The sequence below is a fragment of the Bacteroides sp. AM54-2NS genome (genome assembly GCF_003602935.1).
In the GTDB taxonomy this organism is placed as follows: Bacteria; Bacteroidota; Bacteroidia; order Bacteroidales; family Bacteroidaceae; genus Bacteroides; species Bacteroides xylanisolvens.
On the sequence record NZ_QTMZ01000071.1, the window covers coordinates 1 to 20,311 of the forward strand.

At 37.5% G+C, this 20,311-nt stretch carries 12 protein-coding genes and 4 pseudogenes; 4 read left to right on the top strand and 12 right to left on the bottom strand.

Going from position 1 to position 20,311, the window contains the following annotated elements:
• From DXA05_RS24130 to DXA05_RS24145, 3 genes and pseudogenes are all read right to left on the bottom strand, one after another.
• Positions 1 to 471, bottom strand: a pseudogene (locus DXA05_RS24130) (helix-turn-helix domain-containing protein); the annotation flags it as partial.
• A 214-nt stretch (positions 472 to 685) separates the two neighbouring features.
• Complete coding sequence (gene dnaK / locus DXA05_RS24135) at positions 686 to 2,599, bottom strand: molecular chaperone DnaK (protein WP_004313949.1); 1,914 nt, start codon at positions 2,597 to 2,599, stop codon at positions 686 to 688.
• A 323-nt stretch (positions 2,600 to 2,922) separates the two neighbouring features.
• Positions 2,923 to 3,710, bottom strand: a pseudogene (locus DXA05_RS24145) (META domain-containing protein).
• 145 nt (positions 3,711 to 3,855) lie between these two features.
• On the opposite strand from DXA05_RS24145, the pseudogene DXA05_RS24150 reads away from it, so the two are divergent.
• The 4 genes and pseudogenes from DXA05_RS24150 (at position 3,856) to recA (ending at position 7,972) form a co-directional block, all read left to right on the top strand.
• Positions 3,856 to 5,137 (top strand): annotated as a pseudogene (locus tag DXA05_RS24150) (hypothetical protein).
• A gap of 97 nt (positions 5,138 to 5,234) precedes the next feature.
• Complete coding sequence (locus DXA05_RS24155; protein WP_087318555.1) at positions 5,235 to 6,428, top strand: saccharopine dehydrogenase family protein; 1,194 nt, start codon at positions 5,235 to 5,237, stop codon at positions 6,426 to 6,428.
• A 28-nt stretch (positions 6,429 to 6,456) separates the two neighbouring features.
• Positions 6,457 to 6,912, top strand: a complete 456-nt coding sequence (bcp, locus tag DXA05_RS24160; RefSeq protein WP_004312515.1) for a thioredoxin-dependent thiol peroxidase — start codon at positions 6,457 to 6,459, stop codon at positions 6,910 to 6,912.
• Between the two features lie 26 nt (positions 6,913 to 6,938).
• Positions 6,939 to 7,972: pseudogene (gene recA / locus DXA05_RS24165) on the top strand (recombinase RecA).
• Between the two features lie 120 nt (positions 7,973 to 8,092).
• Here the strand turns inward: recA and DXA05_RS24170 are convergent.
• From DXA05_RS24170 to DXA05_RS24210, 9 genes are all read right to left on the bottom strand, one after another.
• Positions 8,093 to 9,085: a putative sulfate exporter family transporter gene (locus DXA05_RS24170; RefSeq protein WP_004312517.1), complete on the bottom strand. Its 993-nt coding sequence runs from the start codon at positions 9,083 to 9,085 to the stop codon at positions 8,093 to 8,095.
• Positions 9,086 to 9,207: 122 nt separating this feature from the next.
• On the bottom strand, positions 9,208 to 9,582 hold the full coding sequence (locus tag DXA05_RS24175) for a YccF domain-containing protein (RefSeq protein ID WP_008021320.1): 375 nt from the start codon (positions 9,580 to 9,582) through the stop codon (positions 9,208 to 9,210).
• 64 nt (positions 9,583 to 9,646) lie between these two features.
• Complete coding sequence (locus tag DXA05_RS24180) at positions 9,647 to 10,912, bottom strand: ATP-binding protein (protein ID WP_128859713.1); 1,266 nt, start codon at positions 10,910 to 10,912, stop codon at positions 9,647 to 9,649.
• A 488-nt stretch (positions 10,913 to 11,400) separates the two neighbouring features.
• Positions 11,401 to 11,865, bottom strand: a complete 465-nt coding sequence (locus DXA05_RS24185; RefSeq protein WP_128859714.1) for a TerB family tellurite resistance protein — start codon at positions 11,863 to 11,865, stop codon at positions 11,401 to 11,403.
• Positions 11,866 to 11,872: 7 nt separating this feature from the next.
• Complete coding sequence (locus tag DXA05_RS24190; RefSeq protein ID WP_284515687.1) at positions 11,873 to 13,639, bottom strand: AAA family ATPase; 1,767 nt, start codon at positions 13,637 to 13,639, stop codon at positions 11,873 to 11,875.
• Positions 13,640 to 13,663: 24 nt separating this feature from the next.
• Positions 13,664 to 16,168, bottom strand: a complete 2,505-nt coding sequence (locus DXA05_RS24195; protein WP_087323060.1) for an Hsp70 family protein — start codon at positions 16,166 to 16,168, stop codon at positions 13,664 to 13,666.
• 12 nt (positions 16,169 to 16,180) lie between these two features.
• Positions 16,181 to 17,083: a hypothetical protein gene (locus tag DXA05_RS24200; protein ID WP_087323065.1), complete on the bottom strand. Its 903-nt coding sequence runs from the start codon at positions 17,081 to 17,083 to the stop codon at positions 16,181 to 16,183.
• A 2-nt stretch (positions 17,084 to 17,085) separates the two neighbouring features.
• Positions 17,086 to 18,024 carry a hypothetical protein gene (locus DXA05_RS24205; RefSeq protein ID WP_128859716.1) on the bottom strand — a complete coding sequence of 313 codons (939 nt, stop codon included), beginning with the start codon at positions 18,022 to 18,024 and terminating at the stop codon, positions 17,086 to 17,088.
• Positions 18,025 to 18,029: 5 nt separating this feature from the next.
• Positions 18,030 to 19,964 carry a hypothetical protein gene (locus tag DXA05_RS24210; protein ID WP_128859717.1) on the bottom strand — a complete coding sequence of 645 codons (1,935 nt, stop codon included), beginning with the start codon at positions 19,962 to 19,964 and terminating at the stop codon, positions 18,030 to 18,032.
• Positions 19,965 to 20,311 lie beyond the last annotated feature (347 nt).

Here is a 20,311-nt window from a genome sequence, read left to right on the forward strand (position 1 = left end):
GTATATGAGCATACACGGTGCTGTCATCCAGATGAAATTTCTTGGAAATCTCACCTATTGTATAGCAATCCTCTGGTTCCATGCGGTACATGGTAACTGGTTTCCTTGGGTTGGTGTCAAGCGGAGATTGCCGAAGTGGGTATAACTTCATCAATTCCGTTTTGCTGACCTTGATTTTGGCTCCTTTACGCTTAATAGATGAGATTCGGTTCAGTTTATTAGCCGATAAATGGAATCTCGGCTAATACCAAACAAAGCATACGCTTCTGTTATTGTGATATAATCCCTATAATTGGGAATACTCTTGGCTATGCTGTCTAATTCCAACTGACGCTTTTCTTCATCATGCTTGCGTTTCCAAGCTACTTTGGAACATTTTGGCGAGCAATACCAAGACTCCAAAGTCCGTGCGAAGAATTCTTCTCCGCATACAGGACACTTCCGCACTATCTTATACTTTGATCCAGGCATACTAATATCTCTATGTTATTGTTACTAATTATCTTGCGCCCCATAGTTTCGCACATTATCTACTATAGTTTCGAGATACAAATGAGGTACAGATGTTTATAATAATAACGCAAAGATAGCAATATTATTGTGTACGGCCAAAAACAAGAAAAGCGTGTAACTCATTGAGCTACACGCTTTCCTTATGATAATGTATTCTTATTTCTATAGGAGCTTACTTCACTTCCTCAAAGTCAGCATCCTGAACGTTATCTCCATGCTTGCTATTATCTTGCTGACCAGCATCACCGTTCATATCAGGACCAGCCTGTGCACCACCTTGTGCACCACCCTGTGCGTACATTTCAGCACTTGCAGCCTGGAAGGCAGTATTGATCTCTGCCATAGCAGTATCAATAGCAGCCAAGTCCTGTGCTTTGTGAGCATCTTTCAACTTCTGCAAAGCAGCTTCAATCGGAGCTTTCTTATCAGCAGGCAACTTATCACCTAATTCCTTCAACTGATTTTCAGTCTGGAAGATTACGCTGTCAGCCTGGTTCAGCTTATCGATTTTTTCACGTTCTTTCTTATCTGCTTCAGCATTAGCTTCAGCTTCAGCCTTCATCTTTTCGATTTCTTCCTTGCTCAAACCGCTGGATGCTTCGATGCGGATAGCTTGTTCTTTACCAGTAGCCTTATCTTTAGCAGATACTTTCAAGATACCGTTCGCATCGATATCGAATGTAACCTCAATTTGAGGAACACCACGACGGGCCGGAGCAATACCTGACAAATTGAACTGACCGATTGATTTATTCTGAGCAGCCATCGGACGTTCTCCCTGCAATACATGAATCGTAACTTCACTTTGATTATCAGCAGCAGTAGAGAATGTTTCACTCTTACGAGCCGGAATGGTAGTGTTAGCGTCGATCAACTTAGTCATTACACCACCCAGTGTTTCGATACCCATTGACAGCGGAGTAACATCCAACAATACTACACCTTTGATCTCGTCTGTCAAAACAGCACCCTGCACAGCAGCACCAATAGCTACTACTTCATCCGGATTCACACCTTTAGAAGGAGCTTTGCCGAAGAAATCTTCTACCAATTTCTGAACAGCCGGAATACGTGAAGAACCACCAACAAGGATTACTTCATCAATATCAGCATTGTTCAAACCTGCATCGCTCATTGCTTTCTTACATGGTTCAAGACAAGCCTGGATCAATTCGTGAGCCAGAGATTCGAATTTTGCACGAGTCAAAGTCTTCACCAAATGCTTAGGCACACCACCTACCGGCATGATATACGGCAAGTTGATTTCTGTACTTGTAGAAGAAGAAAGCTCAATCTTAGCTTTTTCAGCAGCTTCTTTCAGACGTTGCAAAGCCATCGGATCCTGAGTCAAGTCAGCACCTTCGTCGTTCTTGAATTCCTGTACCAACCAGTTGATGATTACCTGGTCGAAGTCGTCACCACCAAGGTGAGTATCACCGTTTGTAGAAAGTACTTCAAATACACCACCACCAAATTCGAGGATAGAGATATCGAATGTACCACCACCAAGGTCGAATACAGCAATCTTCATATCTTTGTGAGCCTTATCTAGGCCGTAAGCAAGAGCTGCGGCTGTCGGTTCGTTTACAATACGTTTTACTTCCAGACCGGCAATCTGTCCGGCTTCTTTTGTAGCCTGACGTTGAGAGTCGGAGAAATAAGCAGGAACGGTGATGACTGCTTCTGTTACTTCCTGTCCAAGGTAATCTTCGGCAGTCTTCTTCATTTTCTGAAGAATCATTGCAGAGATTTCTTGCGGAGTATACAGACGTCCGTCGATGTCAACACGCGGAGTGTTGTTGTCACCTTTCACTACTTTATAAGGAACACGAGTCACTTCTTTTTGTACCTGATCCCAATTTTCACCCATGAAACGTTTGATAGAGAAGATTGTACGTGTAGGGTTCGTAATAGCCTGACGTTTTGCAGGATCACCCACTTTACGTTCGCCACCATCAACGAAAGCGACAACAGAAGGAGTTGTACGCTTACCTTCACTGTTTGCAATTACTACAGGTTCGTTACCTTCGAATACGGCAACACAAGAGTTTGTAGTTCCTAAGTCAATACCAATAATTTTTCCCATGATCGTTATTTTTTTATTTATTATTTATTCAATGATTTCTTTTTGTCCGGTTGTTTCTCTGCTCTTATCAAGGAGCTTCGCCGCGAACGGACGCTTATTAAAAAGCAAACCGTGTGCCAAAAGAAAATTATACGAATGCATGACATAATATCTGCCAAAAAGACAGTTTTAATAAATAAACACTGCTGATATAGTCATATTCAAAGCCAATCAGCAACTGTTTCTTTAAACAAATACAGGCGGCTCTGGTTCGATAAAGGAAAAATATGCCTGTATCGTCAAGTGCGACACAGGCATATCCTATTATATATAACTCTTCTTTATTACTTTTCCAGCACGATGACCAATGCACCGTTTGCATCATACAAACCAATGCCACCACCGGACAACACATCGAATGATTTCACTTCATTGATAGCTTTCAGCACCTTACCTTCTGTTTCCATATCAGGACAAGCCATCATTGTGCTTGCTACTCCCGGGAAAGAAATAGATTTGGCATTACTTGTACTGGTTTCAAAACCACCATTAATCAAATTACATCCGGCATTGCATGAATAGTCTTTTTCTTCACATCAAAAGCAATGAAAGGTTGTTTTTCCATACCGGAAGGAATTGCTTCACCATTCACTTCTTTAATTTTCCATTCTCCATTCAAAACTGAAAGTTTCACATCAGCCTCCTTCTTTTGTAGAACGACAACCGGACGGTTGGACGAATTGCAAAGATACATCTTATCTTTACCTGCCTTCTTGTATCCTTTTACTTGCGCAAAAGCATTCAATACATTATTTTCAGTAGTCATATCCGGACACATCATTCGGGTACTAGCCATCCCTGTAAGTTCAAGGCTTCCCGGCTTCGCATTTACATCGAAACTGCCCATCATACGATTACATCCGCTATTACCGGACACACGACCGGTCGCTGTATCAAAAGCGATAAAAGGAAGGGTTCTACTTTCGCCCGGAGCAATTTTCGAGCCGTTGACTTCTATAATATTCCATTCACCATTGATAGATGACAGGGGGATTGCCTTCTCAACCGAACGGCACGAAGACATTGCAAGTGCTGCACCAGCAATGCAAATTGAAACAAATACTTTCTTCATATTGTTATAACGTTTAAGTTAAAATCGGGGGCAAAGATATCAAAAAGATTGGAAAATAACATCCAATACAACATAAAATATATACATTTGCCAGTAGATATACAACAAACGAACAATTTACATAGTTCACTTAAAGTAAACAAATATGAGAATAATTGTCCTGTCTTTAATTCTATTCTGTTGTGGCACGTGTCCTATCACAGCTCAAAGTGATTACATTGTCACTACTCCTTCCACACAGGAAATCCCTGTAGGTGAAGAAGAACAATTCATCAAGAATAACTTTCCACTGCAACCGCTGTGTAAATGGACACCCGGAATGAAGTTTATGTTTGTTCCTTCTACACGGAACATGTTCCTTCCTACTCTTTCCAGCTACGACACCGAAAAAGGAATAGACAACAGCCTGCTGAAGCACAAAATTCTCACTTTCACGGGAACAGAAGAGAAGGCTCAAAATATATCAACCGGGACTAACTATTCCACTCGCTTCGTATTCGAATGTGAGGGAGAAAAATATTATTATGACATAAAGAACATGAGGCTGGACGAGATTTGCGAGAAGGCTCCCCGTGCCGGTATCAATGGATTGGTTTATCTGAAAGATGTAGATACTGCCAAAGAGTTGTTAATAGGAAAAACAGTCTATATACAATCTGAAAGTGCCCGGGTAGACGATGCCAACAATTATCCGGCTATCAGAATATAGCAATTCCTGTCAATACGGAGCTACAATTACCGCTATTGGAGTCGGCAGTCAGGCATATCCAGTGAAAATCGTATTCAAAGATACACAGGGACATTCTTATTATTTGGAAGTCGCTCTCTCGCGAACGAACTCCGGCATGGACCTGAATGATTTTCAAGGCGAAAAGAGAATGAAATATTTTTCAAATGCATTCAGTTTCACTAACAAGAGTCTGGGTACTATTGAAAGCCTGAAAAATAAATACTTGGGAATGACCGTTTATCCTAAAAAGATGCTGCCGGCCAAAAGAATCGTATCTTTTGAAGATAAGCAGACCGAATCACGTGTTCACTTGCCCCGATATACGGTTCTGCAAATAAAAGAGATTAAATTATCTCCCCCCGGCAGCCTGGCTACCCTGTCATTAACGGATAGGGACGGGGCAATCTATGAATTGGAAACAGATCTGAAATATGACGTGATTGTCAAAAATGATAATTATATCGAGGACTTTTTCGAATTCGAGGATATACATAAGAAATATCCGGGCATTACAGAAAGCCGTTGGCAGATTATCTCCCGGGGAGATTTAGAGGCAGGGATGAGCACAGTAGAATGTCGTTTATCCATTGGTGATCCGATAGAAATCGAGCTGAAAAAAGACAGTCGTTTCGAAACTTGGTTCTACAATGGCAAAACGCTGGAATTCGAAAACGGAACCTTGCAACGTTACAAATAAAAAGGAGTAGCTGCGCAATGATTATCTGAAAATAATCACGTATATTTGCCAAACCAATAAATCATAAATCATAAATTATAATTCATTAAATACAGAAATGGGTAGAGTTCTTATTATTGGTGCAGGCGGTGTTGGCACTGTCGTTGCACACAAAGTGGCACAAAATGCCGATGTATTTACAGATATCATGATTGCCAGTCGTACGAAAGAGAAATGCGATAAAATCGTCGAGGCAATAGGTAACCCCAATATAAAAACAGCTAAAGTTGACGCAGACAATGTAGAGGAGCTGGTAGCCTTATTCAACAATTTCAAACCCGAAATGGTGATTAATGTAGCTCTCCCTTATCAGGATCTGACGATTATGGAAGCTTGTCTGAAAGCCGGAGTGAACTATCTGGACACCGCCAACTATGAGCCGAAAGATGAAGCTCATTTTGAATACAGCTGGCAGTGGGCTTATCACGATCGTTTCAAAGAAGCAGGTCTGACAGCTATCCTCGGCTGCGGATTCGACCCGGGAGTAAGCGGTATCTATACTGCCTATGCAGCTAAACATTATTTTGATGAGATTCAATATCTGGACATTGTAGACTGCAATGCAGGTAACCATCATAAGGCTTTTGCTACAAACTTCAATCCGGAGATCAACATTCGCGAGATTACACAAAACGGACGCTATTATGAAAATGGCAAATGGGTAACTACCGGTCCGCTGGAAATCCATAAAGACCTGACATACCCGAACATCGGTCCGCGTGACTCTTATCTTCTTTATCACGAAGAACTGGAATCTTTGGTGAAACATTATCCGACTATCAAACGTGCACGTTTCTGGATGACTTTCGGACAGGAGTATTTAACTCATTTACGCGTTATCCAAAACATCGGTATGGCACGAATCGACGAGGTTGATTACAACGGAATGAAGATTGTACCATTGCAATTCTTGAAGGCTGTATTGCCTAACCCGCAGGATTTAGGAGAAAACTACGAAGGAGAAACTTCTATCGGTTGCCGTATCCGTGGTCTGAAAGATGGTAAGGAACGTACTTACTATGTATACAACAACTGTAGTCACCAGGAAGCTTATCAGGAAACCGGTATGCAGGGAGTAAGCTACACCACCGGAGTTCCGGCAATGATTGGAGCCATGATGTTCTTCAAAGGCGAATGGAATCGTCCGGGTGTAAACAATGTAGAAGAATTCAATCCGGATCCGTTCATGGAACAACTCAATAAGCAAGGTCTTCCCTGGCATGAAGAGTTCGACAAGGATTTGGAATTATAAGCGTACACCTATTCATTAAAAGAAAGTTATGATAAACGTAGGAGATAAAGCACCGGAAGTCTTGGGTATCAATGAGAAAGGCGAAGAAATCCGTTTAAGTGCTTATAAAGGAAAAAAAATTGTGTTGTACTTCTACCCAAAGGACAGTACATCAGGTTGCACCGCACAAGCGTGTAACCTGCGCGACAACTATTCCGAACTACGTAAAGCCGGCTATGAAGTAATCGGTGTCAGCGTAGACAATGAAAAGTCGCACCAGAAATTCATCGAAAAGAACAATCTTCCTTTCACTCTGATTGCTGACACTGACAAAAAGTTAGTAGAAGAATTTGGAGTATGGGGAGAAAAGAAACTGTACGGACGTGCTTACATGGGTACTTTCCGCACTACTTTCCTGATTAATGAAGAGGGAATCGTAGAACGGATTATCACTCCCAAAGAAGTGAAGACCAAAGAACATGCCTCACAGATTTTAAATCAATAACTCCATTAATTATATAAGAATAAGGTATGGCAAAAAAAGACGAACTTAATTTTGAAACAGATAATAAAATGGCATCAAGCGAAAAACTAAAAGCCTTACAGGCTGCCATGGAAAAGATAGAAAAGAGCTCGGTAAAGGTTCTATCATGAAAATGGGTGATGATAGTGTTGAACAAGTAGAAGTGATCCCAACAGGCTCTATTGCCCTGAACGTGGCACTTGGCGTTGGAGGTTACCCAAGAGGTAGAATCATTGAAATCTATGGCCCGGAGTCTTCCGGTAAAACAACATTGGCTATCCACGCCATTGCTGAAGCACAAAAGGCCGGCGGTATCGCTGCTTTTATTGATGCCGAACACGCTTTCGACCGTTTCTACGCATCTAAACTGGGCGTAAATATCGATGATCTTTATATCTCTCAACCGGATAACGGCGAGCAAGCGTTGGAGATTGCGGAACAACTGATTCGTTCTTCTGCTATCGACATCATCGTTATTGACTCTGTAGCTGCACTGACTCCTAAAGCGGAAATCGAAGGCGACATGGGTGATAACAAAGTAGGCCTTCAAGCACGTTTGATGTCGCAGGCTCTTCGTAAGTTGACAGCTGCTGTGAGCAAGACACGTACTACTTGTATTTTCATCAACCAGTTGCGTGAGAAGATCGGTGTTATGTTCGGTAACCCGGAAACAACAACCGGTGGTAACGCTTTGAAGTTCTACGCTTCTGTACGTTTGGATATCCGTGGTAGCCAACCGATCAAAGATGGCGAAGAGATTCTCGGTAAACTGACTAAGGTGAAAGTGGTGAAGAATAAAGTAGCACCTCCTTTCCGCAAAGCAGAATTTGACATCATGTTCGGTGAGGGTATCTCCCATTCCGGAGAAATCATCGACTTGGGTGCTGACTTGGGAATCATCAAGAAGAGCGGTTCATGGTATAGCTACAACGATACTAAGTTAGGACAAGGACGTGATGCCGCCAAACAATGCATCATGGATAATCCTGAACTGGCTGAAGAACTGGAAGGATTAATCTTTGAAGAATTGAAGAAGAAATAATTTGCTTTAATTCTGCTTTATCCACAGACTAAAACTGAATAAACAAAGGTGGGAGAAAATCGTTTACTACGATCATTCTCCCACCTTTTTCTCTTTTATATAATTCTCTCTTTTTTCCTCTTATACAAAATAAATGTATGCCAATGTGCTCAAGCTGATTATTACCCAAAGCAAAATCCCTTGAACCAAAGGCTTTATTCCAACTGCTTTCAATACATCAATAGAAAGAGAAGCACCGATGAAAAACATGGTAATCGTCAGAGTTTTACGGGCAATACCGTTAATAGCCGCTCCCAATTGTGGTACTCCATCCAGCAAATAAGTGTTTACTACCAATGCCAACACGAAGAAGAAGATAAACCATGGAATACTTATCTTTTGTCCTTTGCTCTTGAAAATAAAGGAAGTAGCAAAAGCCATCGGGATAATCCAAAGCGCACGGGTCAGTTTAATAGTGGTTGCCACTTTCAATGCTTCTTCGCCATAAGCAGCTCCTGCACCTACTACAGAACTGGTATCATGAATGGCAATGGCCGCCCATGTTCCGAATTGTTGCTGATCCATATTTAATGCATGACCAATGGCAGGGAAAATGAAAAGTGCGATAGCATTCAAGATAAAGATAGTACCCAATGCCACAGACATTTCACTGTCCTTCGCTTTCAACACTGGTCCCACTGCTGCGATAGCACTACCACCACAGATAGCAGTTCCCGAACTGATAAGATAAGCTGTATTACGGTCGATCTTGAACAACTTACGTCCAATAAACCAACCTATTACCAAGGTTCCGATCACCGAAATGACCGTAAACTCCATGCCTTCCTTACCGGAAGCTAAAGCAGAATGAAGATTCATACCAAATCCCAATCCTACAACTGAATATTGCAACAGATATTTAGAGGTTTTCTTATTAAACTTAGGATGCGCTTGTCCGCAAGTCAATGCAAAAATAAGTCCGAGGAACAAAGCAACCGGAGGAGTTACCCAAGCCGACCATGCTTCCAATCCTGGAATATAGTCTAAAAAAAGAAAGAAAGTCAGAGTAGAAAGCAGTGCAACATAAATCATTTTATTATTTGCCTGCAAAGTTTTTGTAGCTGTTGAAATCATATCTTTTTATCTTTAATTGTTTTCCGGCTGCAAAGGTACGGTAAACAATCAAGACCCGCCAATAGTTTCTAATTATGCATTATAACTTTTAATTATAAGCATACGCTTCCCTACAACTACTCTTACACTGTTATAATGTCTTTCCCAAAAGGTGATAATGCCAAAGCTGCCAATTTAAAGTGCTGTAAGCCAAAAGGAATACCAATGATAGTAATACATAATATAGCCCCGAAAACCAAATGGGACAGACAGATCCAAATGCCACCCAAAAATATCCACAGGATATTCATCAATATATAAAGGCAACCGCCAGAGCGGTTTCCACTTCTTACCTCTTTACCGAAAGGCCACAAAGCAAGTCCTGCCAGTTTCAAGGTTTGCATACCAAACGGAATACCAATAATGGTAAGCATCATCAATATACTTGAAATGAGGTATTCAACGGCAGTAAAAATACCACCAAGCAACAACCACAATAAATTCATTAAACAGCCCATATATAAATTGTATTAGTTATTTTTCCAATTTTCTTTTTGTTGTCTCATCCACTTTACCCTGATGTCACTTATTCTCTAGCATTATCATCCATTTCCAAATGGGAATCACCTCTATTGTAAAACCATCCTGTTCCACCGTACGTTCTTCATTACGAGTCACAATTTGTAACTTCTCCGCCTTTAAGAACTTTGCTGTTTTCAAAAGCCCATTTACTTCACGAGTAAAAGTTTGAGTATCAGAAATATTATATGATGCTTGAACAAGCCATTTCTGATCAGGGATATAAAAATCAACTTCTACATTTTGATTATAGAAATATAGCTCCTTTCCAACCATTCTATATAAAGAGACAGCTACTAAATTCTCCAACAACAAAGTTTCCGGATTAAAGATAAACAGATTCAAAATGCCATTATCAATAAAATAGTATTTCCGGTTACTCTCTCTTTCCGCAAAACGAGCTGCATAATTTTCAATACTGAATATCAGCCAAGTTTCTTCCAAATATCCCACATAGTCAATAACTGTTCGCACCCCCACGCTCTCTCCCGCTGAAGATACTATATTTTTAAGTCGATTGTAAGAAGAGGGTTGCATGACACTTTCAGCAAGTTTTTTCACCAACAAACTCATCGAATCCGAATTACGTAGTGCATAACGGGCCACCAGATCACCAAAGAATATTTTCTGATAAAGCCCGCTCAACCAAGAACGTTTATCTTTAAATGCTATCAATTCAGGAAATCCCCCATTATAAAAATAAGCATCAAAAGTGCGCACCACTTCATTACGTAAACTTGGAGTATAAAGCCAGTTTGTTTTTAAGATTATATCCTGCGAAAGAAGAAACTCACGAAAAGAATACGGATATACCTCCTGAATAAGAAAACGCCCGCCTAATGTCGTAGCAATCTCACTACTCAACATCTTCGCATTACTTCCAGTCACATATACACGATATTTTTTATCTACCAACCGACGAACGAACTTTTCCCACCCGTCTACAACTTGTATCTCATCCAAGAAGAAAATAGGCTGATAGGGAAAAGTCTCTTCGTATGCCAATTTTATATCGTCCAACTCTTCCGATTTCAAGCCGATAAAACGTTCATCTTCAAAGTTGATATATAGTATTTCTTCTATCGTATGCCCTTTTTTCAGAAGTTGGTGTATCCGCTGATACATCAAATAGGATTTTCCAGCCCGGCGAATACCTAAAAACACATAATTACCCGCATCCTCAAAAGTAAAAGGACGTTCCATAAATGTTATATCCTTCACAAACTCTTGATTTTCACCAATTATTTGCTTTATTTGTTCCTTGTCCATATCTGGTATTGTTCTATATACAAAATACAAATATAGTATTTTTGTTCGTATACAAAACAAAAAAAACGGTTATTTATTTCAGATAAGGAATAAACTCATAGCTATAACAGCACCTATCACATTGCCGACTTATTCTTATATACGATCTTCAACATCAACATATGAAGTAAATGTACATGATATTTCTCTCAATATATTCATATTTATTATCTAAGACTCACAATTGTGGATAATGTTGCACATACAAAACCAATGCTTCAGAAAAGTCAATATCAATACCTTGCAATTTCAACTTTATAGATTCACAACTTGCCCAACAAATACCACAAAACATATCCAACGGCCACCAAATAAATGAAACTATTGCCAATAAGAATATTATCCTAGATAACATCTTGATTAAGCAATTAAGAATATAGGATAACCATCCCTCTAAAACGCAAGGAATCTGTATAATAGAGAAAAGTATAATTAATATTGTCCTCATTCTAATTCTTCAAGTTTATATTTAGAAAAGGAGTATTCAAAACAAATTCATATTCTTTCAGAATAATGTCAGGCAATAAATAATCTTCTTTATCTGGCATATCTTCAAGAATAGTAACATCCGAAATATTCAGATTAAGACGAATCCTTTTGAAAAAACTTATTTCTGAATATTCTATTTTATTATCAACTTCTATCATTTGAATGGCAATCCTCACAATATTAAGTTCCTGTGTTTCTGTTAAAGACATATTAGCAATATCTTTCAAATAATCATTCAGAAATGATATGCCCTGCTGATTTATATCTGCTACGTATTCATTCAACTTGTTTTCCACATCCACCACAGAGAACAATTCGTTATTAGAAACGTAGCTCCTTATAAATTCCAATTCTTTAGGCGCAATATCCCCATCGCATGCCATACAGCAAAATGCTGTTTTTAAATACAACTCATTTATTTCCATAATTCTACTAATTAAATCCAATTTTCCTTCGTTGATCAAATTTTGTTTTTATTCCTAAGAATTTATCTCTGATAGCTTCATGCTCATGTATGACATCTATCGAGATACTTGGTTTAGAAGTTTTAATAACCTCCTCCAATACATTCATTGTAATCTTTCCCATTTTTCTCCGAAAAGTCAATCGAGCCGCCATGTCAACAATCAATTTAATATCCGACGAAATATAGTTTTCTGTTAGTAATGCAAGTCTTTCATAATCAATACCGAAATCAACCTTTCTCTTTTGCAGATTTAATTCAAACATACTTTTACGTGTTTCTTTATCGGGTTGGGGAATATAGTATTTCAATTCTAAACGCCCTGCACGCAAAGCAGCTTTATCTATTTCTGTCGGTTTATTAGTAGCACCAATGACCAAAACTCCATTCTGACCACAATTATTCAATTGTGCCAAAAATTCATTGACTTCACCAGCCTCACTAACATTAGTTTGTCTGCTACGGTCTTTAATCATAGCATCTATTTCATCGAAAAACAAGATTGTCGGTGCATTCTTGCGAGCATCATCAAAAATTGCAGCTATTTTGCCTTGTCCACCATGAATATATGGAGATGCCACATCCGAACATTTGATATATCTATAATGAATTCCTGCTTCTTCGGCAAATTTTTCTGCAAAGAACGTCTTGCCGCATCCCGGAGGACCATAAAACAGTAAACCATTAGGAATGAACAAGCCTAATTCCTTCGCTTGCTCCGGGTGTTGCAGCAAATCAATAACATCAGATTGAAGTTGCACTTTCAAATCTACCATACCTGCTACATCAGCAAAACCTTTTCCAACCTTCCTAACTGGCACACACGTATTTTCTACCAAACTAGTATTTACTTTATCTTCATTAGATAACTTCAAAACCTTTATTTCACCATTTAATGCCTTTAAAAACTCATCAGCAGATTTAAAACGACTATCAATATCAAGAGACAACGCTTTATGTATCGTATTTATAAGTTGCTCATCCAATTCAAATTTATTTGCATCAAGTATTTTGAGAGGTTTCTGCCTTCCTTCTTGAACCGCATCTATCAATAAAATCCTTTCCTTTTGAAATAAAGACAGATCCATAAAATAAGGAGGTAAACCAAATAAAAGATGATAAAGTAACGCTCCTACTGAGAATAAATCTGTTTGTGGAGAAAAAATCCCATTGAATGCTTCAGGAGCTGTATAAAATGGATTTACTCCTTCTTTTATAAAACCAAAGTTTTGGTCTATGTATCTGGCATGCCCAAAATCTATAATTTTAGGTACTACTATTTCACTTGACAAATCAAGCATTACGTTCTGAATCGTTAATTCATTATGAATAACCGGACGAGAAAAATTATGAATGCATTTCAAGCCATTCAATACACCTGCTACAATTTGCTTTGCCTGATATACGCTACAGGTCTGTTCACGAGTCAAATATTGAGCAGCAGTTTCCCCTGCAATAAAATCAAAAACAATACAAACAAACCTTTGACCATTCAATTGTAATGTTAAGTTATCACGATACATTGTGATATTGGGATGCTTTAATTGCTTGGTAATCTGTAGTTCCAATACATTACCATCATCATCAAATTGCGAATGATGTAATTTTGCACAATTAATAAGTTTGAGGAATAAGTTATTCCCCAAACCATCTTTTACGCGATAAGTTTCAGCACACATTCCCTGCTTTACCAAGAAAACAACTGTGTAACCGTTTATCTTTTGATTTTTACTCAATATAGGCATATTCAATAACAATAGTTAGAACTCCGGTTTCTCATTTTCAGGCATATCTATCACATCAATAACAGCACAGACAAGTGGATGTAAAGTTTCTACCATCGGATTATTATTCACCATTTCCATTCCTTGATTAAGCAATTGCCGGGCACGGTTTGCATCCTTCCATGCATATTGCCTAAAATTCTGACTATAATGTCGTACAAAACCAACCAACTGATAAATTAAAGTGACAGTAATAAACAGAGAATTTATATCAGCTAATACTTGCCGTCCCACCTGAACATCCTTTTGACAAATCACCACATCTGTCTGACGACGAAGCTCCTCTACCTGATTATCATATTTACTCCCTAAATCACTATTCGCCTTTTCCAACCTGTCAAATTCGGTTCTTAATTCAGCTTCTATAGAATCCCACTCATGTTCTTTCTCTACTCCTTCTATTTTAAGAAATGCTCGACGCAAATCTGCCAGCAAATGCATTTTGCCATCATCACTATCTTTCTCGCCATCAAACCGCCCGGTAATATCATTCAGCATATTTTGAACTTCAATGGTTTCCGATTCTTTAATAGCCGGACTTGATTGCAACGAAATCAATTTCTGCTTTGCTTCATCGAGTCGGTTTTGTAAATCATAAATATCAACTCCCGTCGAACGCTGCGCTACCTCTATAACTTTTTCAACCGTTTCTCCAATAATCGGGAATGTCACTTCCATTATCATTTGTTGAGAACGATCAACTTTTAGTATTATATCCAAATCACTATCTGCCGGAATAAGTGCAGGTACATCATCTCCATTTATAGAGACATTAAACACATGGTCATTATAAATGGCACTTGTTCCTTCTACATTATATTCACCTTGATAAATTGGTATAACCATATTATCTGCTGACATACCCGGGCGAAGTTGTCTGGGCGTCTTTAAACCATTACGCACTCCAATGGCTGGAATAGGTTGATTTTTCTCTACCCCTTTAAGAGGTATAAAAATATCTCTATTCAAGCTTCTGTCATGTACTTCAATACCTATATTATATGGTAATACAGCATTACCGACCACAATGCCCTGCATTATATTCACCTCATTGGGAAAACAAGGAATTGAAGTACCCTTGTCATCATAAGCTATAATAGTGAACACATTAGTCTTCCCTTCCATCAACTGACATTCCACTACATCTCCAATTTCATTAATTTCTATCTTGCCACTCGACCAACCTCTATCATTTCTTATAAGTTCCACAAAAACTTTAGAAGAAAGCCTCCCTGTACATTCATCCGGTAATAATTTAACAGATACAAATTCCACAACTTCTACAGAACTAGATTCATAAGAAAGTCCTAAAGCAACAGTCCCAAAGCTGATCTTTTCTGTCACTTCACTATCAATACCCGAAGCATATAACGCAGCCCCTTTAGCAACAGCAGTCATCGGATCAACACTTGTATCAACATTAGATGTTATTTGTTCTTTTAGCATTTCACGCAATACAGGAGAATATGTAGGCCCTCCAACAAGAATCAAAGAATCTAAATCACCTCCCTGTATATTGTTTCGTTTGAGTAAGTCTTTGCAAATATTGATAGCTTTTTGAAAAACAGGAGCAACAACTTCCTTTATTTGCTGCTGAGTAACAACTATATCCAATTCCAATTCTGCCCCCTCATCATCCTCTCCAAATTCATCTAATTGGGAAGTTATATCACAATGTGGTTTAAAAGACAATTGATTCTTTGCCTGCTCTGCATAAAACTTCATAGCATCCCGCAATATCTGCTTCTTGGCATCATCTGCTAGGATTTTATCAATAACATAATTTTCCTGAAGATATGGAATTATGATTTCATCCACAATTGCATAATCTAAATTTTTACCACCAAGATAATTATCCCCCTCCGTATCCTTGACTTGCATGATTCCATCCTCCACCTTCAGTAAAGCTGCATCAAATGTCCCTCCACCAAAGTCAAACACCAACCACACACCATCTTTCCTAGCAGAACTTAGTCCATAGGCCATAGAAGCAGCAATAGGTTCTTGCAGCAATTCGCAATGTTCAATACCAGCAAGAATTGCAGATCTTTTAGTTGCAGCTATTTGGTCTGCTTTAAATTTTGCAGGAATTGTAATAACAGCAGCATTGATTGAATCATCTGATACAAAAGACTTCAAAGCTTTCAACACTTCCGATGACAAATCCTCGGAAGAAAATGAACACCCCATATTAGAAGTTTCATAAGGAGTGTCCAGTCCCATTGTTCTCTTAAACTCAATAAAGACGTTTTCATTTTGTCTAGACCATTTCTTCGTAGCCCTAGATTTATCCTGACGAAGGTCATTATATGCACTATCCCCTACCTTGATAACCTTTTTCTTAGTAAACGAAACGCAGGAAGACAAGGTATCTTTTAAAGTATCTGTTTTTTTTATACATGGATCTCCATTTTCCATTCTACAAATTGCGGAATTAGTTGTTCCTAAATCTATTCCGTATTTCATTTTTACCTGTACCATATTACATATTATTTAAAGGTTTTGACTTACTGTTATCTGCGCTGATTGTATCATTACTCCCCTATAGTTGATTTGAGGTTTAATAATACTAGTTATAATTTGCTCACCTTCTTTCAATTCTTCATCCTCAACAAAGTTTGCAGTAACTTTCATCCCATCGCTATAAGTTTTTCCTAACATATCAACTAACTCATAACCATTAGCTTTCAAATTATCTTTCATCTGAATGATAGACTTTGAAAGTTGTTTATAGCCACGAACTCCCTTATCCATTTTATAAAGCGTCATTTCCATAAATGTAATACGGTCAGCCAATGTCTTTATTAAAGAATGATCTGGGGCAACATTCTCAATTTGCGCTACCTGTATAGAAGATAATGTTACAAGTGAGGCTGTAATCTTTTGCATCTCAATCATATCTAAAGAAAATTGATTAAGGATATCCTCATTCAGCTTATCAGCTTTAATCTTCAATGCGGTAACATCTAAATATCCTTTCGCAATTCGTCTATGTAGTAACCAATAAACCACAAACGAAATAATCGCAAAAAATAGGAATAAAGAAACACCCCACACAGTTCTTGATTTTAAATCATTAGTAGTTGCCTTTGCCTGCAAAGATGTATTTGCTTCATCAATTCTAACCCCCAATTGATTTACTATGTCTTCAATATTTCGATTAGTTGACTCTATAGTAGAGCTCATAGATTCTAACTTTTTACTTTGACTATCAATCATTTCCTTTTGAATTTTAATACCTCTTTTCAGTACCTCATTTTCCAATTTTAGAATTTTCAAAGATTGCTCTAATCCCAAAATATGCTTTTGATGTGCTTCATACAAACTATCTGTTTGTGAATAAAGCTTTGCAGTACATACTAATGTACAAATAAGAATGATAAAAATTTGTTTCATGACTAATATCTTGATGTTGATATATAATAATTTACACTATAGATTCCCCCAGTCAAATCTTCTTTCCCTGCAAAATTTCGTACCCTACTAGCATCAACAGAAGCAACAATACGATAAGAGCCCGATTTCAGTTGCACACCTTGGGAATCATAAGAACTTATAACTATCCGCTTACTTTCCGTACCACTATATAAAAGCGTTAAAGTATATTGAGTATCATTTTTTACGGTAACCGTAGTATATGCACTTTTTCCATACCCTATTTTATCCATAGATGGCAACTGACCATAGTTTCCACTTCTAAAAACATCAGCAACTTCCAAGTCAATTATCTTTTTCATAGCCTCTGACCTATGAACGCCATTAGGGTATAAATTAAGATATCTCTGAAACATAACGAGCATACCTCTTTCTGAAGCGGTTTGCCAAGCTCTGTCTTCTGAATTCCATACCACTTGCTCCCTCCTTATTTGTTCATTACGTTCATACTCTAACCTTTTCTTTTCCTCATCTAACTGTTTTATAGCCTTGTTTAAATAAGGATGTTTATACTCTTCTTTAAAACGATTATTACTAGAATATTTATCAATAAAAAGACTTAAACTTAATGAATCATTAGCTGCTCGCAATTCATTTTCATATTGCTTATTAATCCAGTCTCTCACTTCTGATATTTTTTCACTATGAGGATATTTATCTATAAAGTTCTGACATTTTTCTATCGTAATTTCTGCCTTTAATTTATCAAAAGAAATGATGTCTCTTCTTTGATATGTATACCAAGCATAGAATATGCTAAATATTATCACTAATCCCATAAGCACATGTAGTCCATTGCGTATGTATGAATTACTACTCTGAGTAACTTTAACCAAACATTTAGCTAGTGCATTCAGAACAAAGAAAATCCCAAGCAATAGATATAGTATTAATTGTGGCATAATCTTCAATTATTACTAAGTACAATGGTTAATATAATAATGACAGCAATTATAAATCCCCAAGACAGTATATTGGACCAATCTACCCCATCAATCTTCTGTTGAGCTTCAGTTCTATGCCTTCCATTGGGGAATTGAGCAAGATAATTACGATATTCACTCCTCATATCTGATGTAATACAATTTTTCCAATAAACTTCATCTGCAACATTTTTTCTCGCCTCATCTTTATATTTCCCAGCAGGATATTTCTGCAAATAAATCTTATAATCATCAATAGTCTTACAACATCCAAAGGATATCTCTTCCATTTTATTTTTTGCAGAAGAAATATATCGTCCCTTAGGATAAGCATTCAAATACCTTTGATAGTCTTCAGCAGTCTTACAAGTATGATAGAAACAATCTTCCCACTTTTGACTAATAGGTAGTTTACTGTTCGGATATTTTTTTCTAAAAGCAGAACAACTTTGTGTTGTCACACAAGCATTGAAGTCGTATTCTTCCATTTTAGCTCCAATTTCCACAACAAACTTTCCATTAGGGAATACACTTAGATATTTTTGACAAGAAGAGGAATCCTTACATTTTTTAAACATCTGTAATTCAGAATTCATATCAAGTTGAATTGCCTGATAAGTCGAAATCCCAAGCCCCAATACTTGCTCTTTCAAAGAAGCACGATTTTGAGAATACCTGTTAATTTCAAAATCTTTTTCCATATCCAATTTATCCATATATAAAATAGCTACCCATGCTTCCTGAAATACTGCTTTCACTTTACGAATAATTCGTTCTCTATCTATCAATAATTCAAACTGAAGATTTTGATTATTTACACTGTTAAATTCCTCAATGACATTATACAGCGCAGCATTTACAATCAAAGTTGAAAGTCTTAAATAATAAGAATCTGTACTTCCTAACTCTTCTTTTATAGACATGAGATAAGGTACACACTTTTTAATCAGATCAATCGCATGTTTGATTAAACTAGGTAAAGCTTGATACTTGAGCAATTCCGCTTTTATAAATTTATCGTATTCTTTGACAGCTATTGGAGCTAGTTCTTTTCTTTTTTTATCCAATATTTCTATATTCTCCTTGCATCGATCTTTTGTAAGTTTACCAATGGCAATAGAATAAGCATAACTTTGGAGGTCATAAGCTATGTCAATTTTCACATATTCATCCTCATCAGTATTATTATAGTAATTAATCCCACATTGCAAAATCTGCTTTGCCAAATTATCTGCAATCATTTGATATTGCATATCACTTTTTTTCAAGAGACTTCTGATAATGTCAAGAGGTTCTTTCGTATTATTCTTCAAAGAAAATCCAGCTCTATATTGAGCATTAAAATCATCATTCTTCACATTCTTTGCTTTTGCTATTTCAGCACTGATAATCGCTATGGGTTCAGCAATCGCCTTATCCTTCAAATAACTATTATCCTCTTCAGATGTCCCATATTTAAAAAATAATTGCATTAAATTCTGAATAGGAGCTTCTACTAGAAGTTCATTTATAAATAACCGCGCTAAATCATCTTCTGGCAACTGATATGTACTACCACAAACTTCTTCAACAAAGGCTACCCGATAATCATCATTATGAATAACTTTCGTTATGGTTTGAACAGCTGTTACCTGATCATTCTGTATTAATGATAATACACCAAGATTGATTAATGATGAAAATGTTTCTTTCTTTCCAAACAGCTCTTTAGCTTTCTCCGTTTCTCCCTTTTGCAAATACCCCATAGCTATCTCATCAATAGAAGTTACTTTGATAAACCAAAAAAGTGCATATTTCAGTTGATCTTGCGGCAAGTTAATGCTTCCATTGGCATGCTCCATATTTTCAACTAAACGAACCGGAGCTGGAATCAGATTTAACAGATCTAGTGGAAAGCTAACAGATTTACCGACTTTCAAATAGGCCTTCATTTTATTCGCATTGGCTATGCGATCCTTAATCGGAGAGTTAGAATATACACCCAGCAGTCTATAAGGGTTGCCGCTAATTATGTTCATGTTGATTTTACGAACTATGTAGCAGTCAAATTCCCCAAACTGCAGATTAACAATAGAATGTCTGTTATTTATAAAAAAAGCTCTAAGTTTGCAGTTAATAGATAAGAGGTCGGAAATTTATTTTAAAAAAGTCAAGCGAGACGAATAATTCACCTCCGCATCTTATCAGAAAATATCAGTCTTATTATCTTTGTTGTATTAAGATAAAGACTGATAGGCGGGAAGAGGACACCATAAAAGAGAAAGCA

Coding starts and splice junctions, on each gene's coding strand:
- dnaK (WP_004313949.1), bottom strand. CDS start 2,599: ATGGGAAAAATTATTGGTATTGACTTAGGAACTACAAACTCTTGTGTT.
- DXA05_RS24155 (WP_087318555.1), top strand. CDS start 5,235: ATGGGTAGAGTTCTTATTATTGGTGCAGGCGGTGTTGGCACTGTCGTT.
- bcp (WP_004312515.1), top strand. CDS start 6,457: ATGATAAACGTAGGAGATAAAGCACCGGAAGTCTTGGGTATCAATGAG.
- DXA05_RS24170 (WP_004312517.1), bottom strand. CDS start 9,085: ATGATTTCAACAGCTACAAAAACTTTGCAGGCAAATAATAAAATGATT.
- DXA05_RS24175 (WP_008021320.1), bottom strand. CDS start 9,582: ATGGGCTGTTTAATGAATTTATTGTGGTTGTTGCTTGGTGGTATTTTT.
- DXA05_RS24180 (WP_128859713.1), bottom strand. CDS start 10,912: ATGGACAAGGAACAAATAAAGCAAATAATTGGTGAAAATCAAGAGTTT.
- DXA05_RS24185 (WP_128859714.1), bottom strand. CDS start 11,865: ATGGAAATAAATGAGTTGTATTTAAAAACAGCATTTTGCTGTATGGCA.
- DXA05_RS24195 (WP_087323060.1), bottom strand. CDS start 16,168: ATGGTACAGGTAAAAATGAAATACGGAATAGATTTAGGAACAACTAAT.
- DXA05_RS24200 (WP_087323065.1), bottom strand. CDS start 17,083: ATGAAACAAATTTTTATCATTCTTATTTGTACATTAGTATGTACTGCA.
- DXA05_RS24205 (WP_128859716.1), bottom strand. CDS start 18,024: ATGCCACAATTAATACTATATCTATTGCTTGGGATTTTCTTTGTTCTG.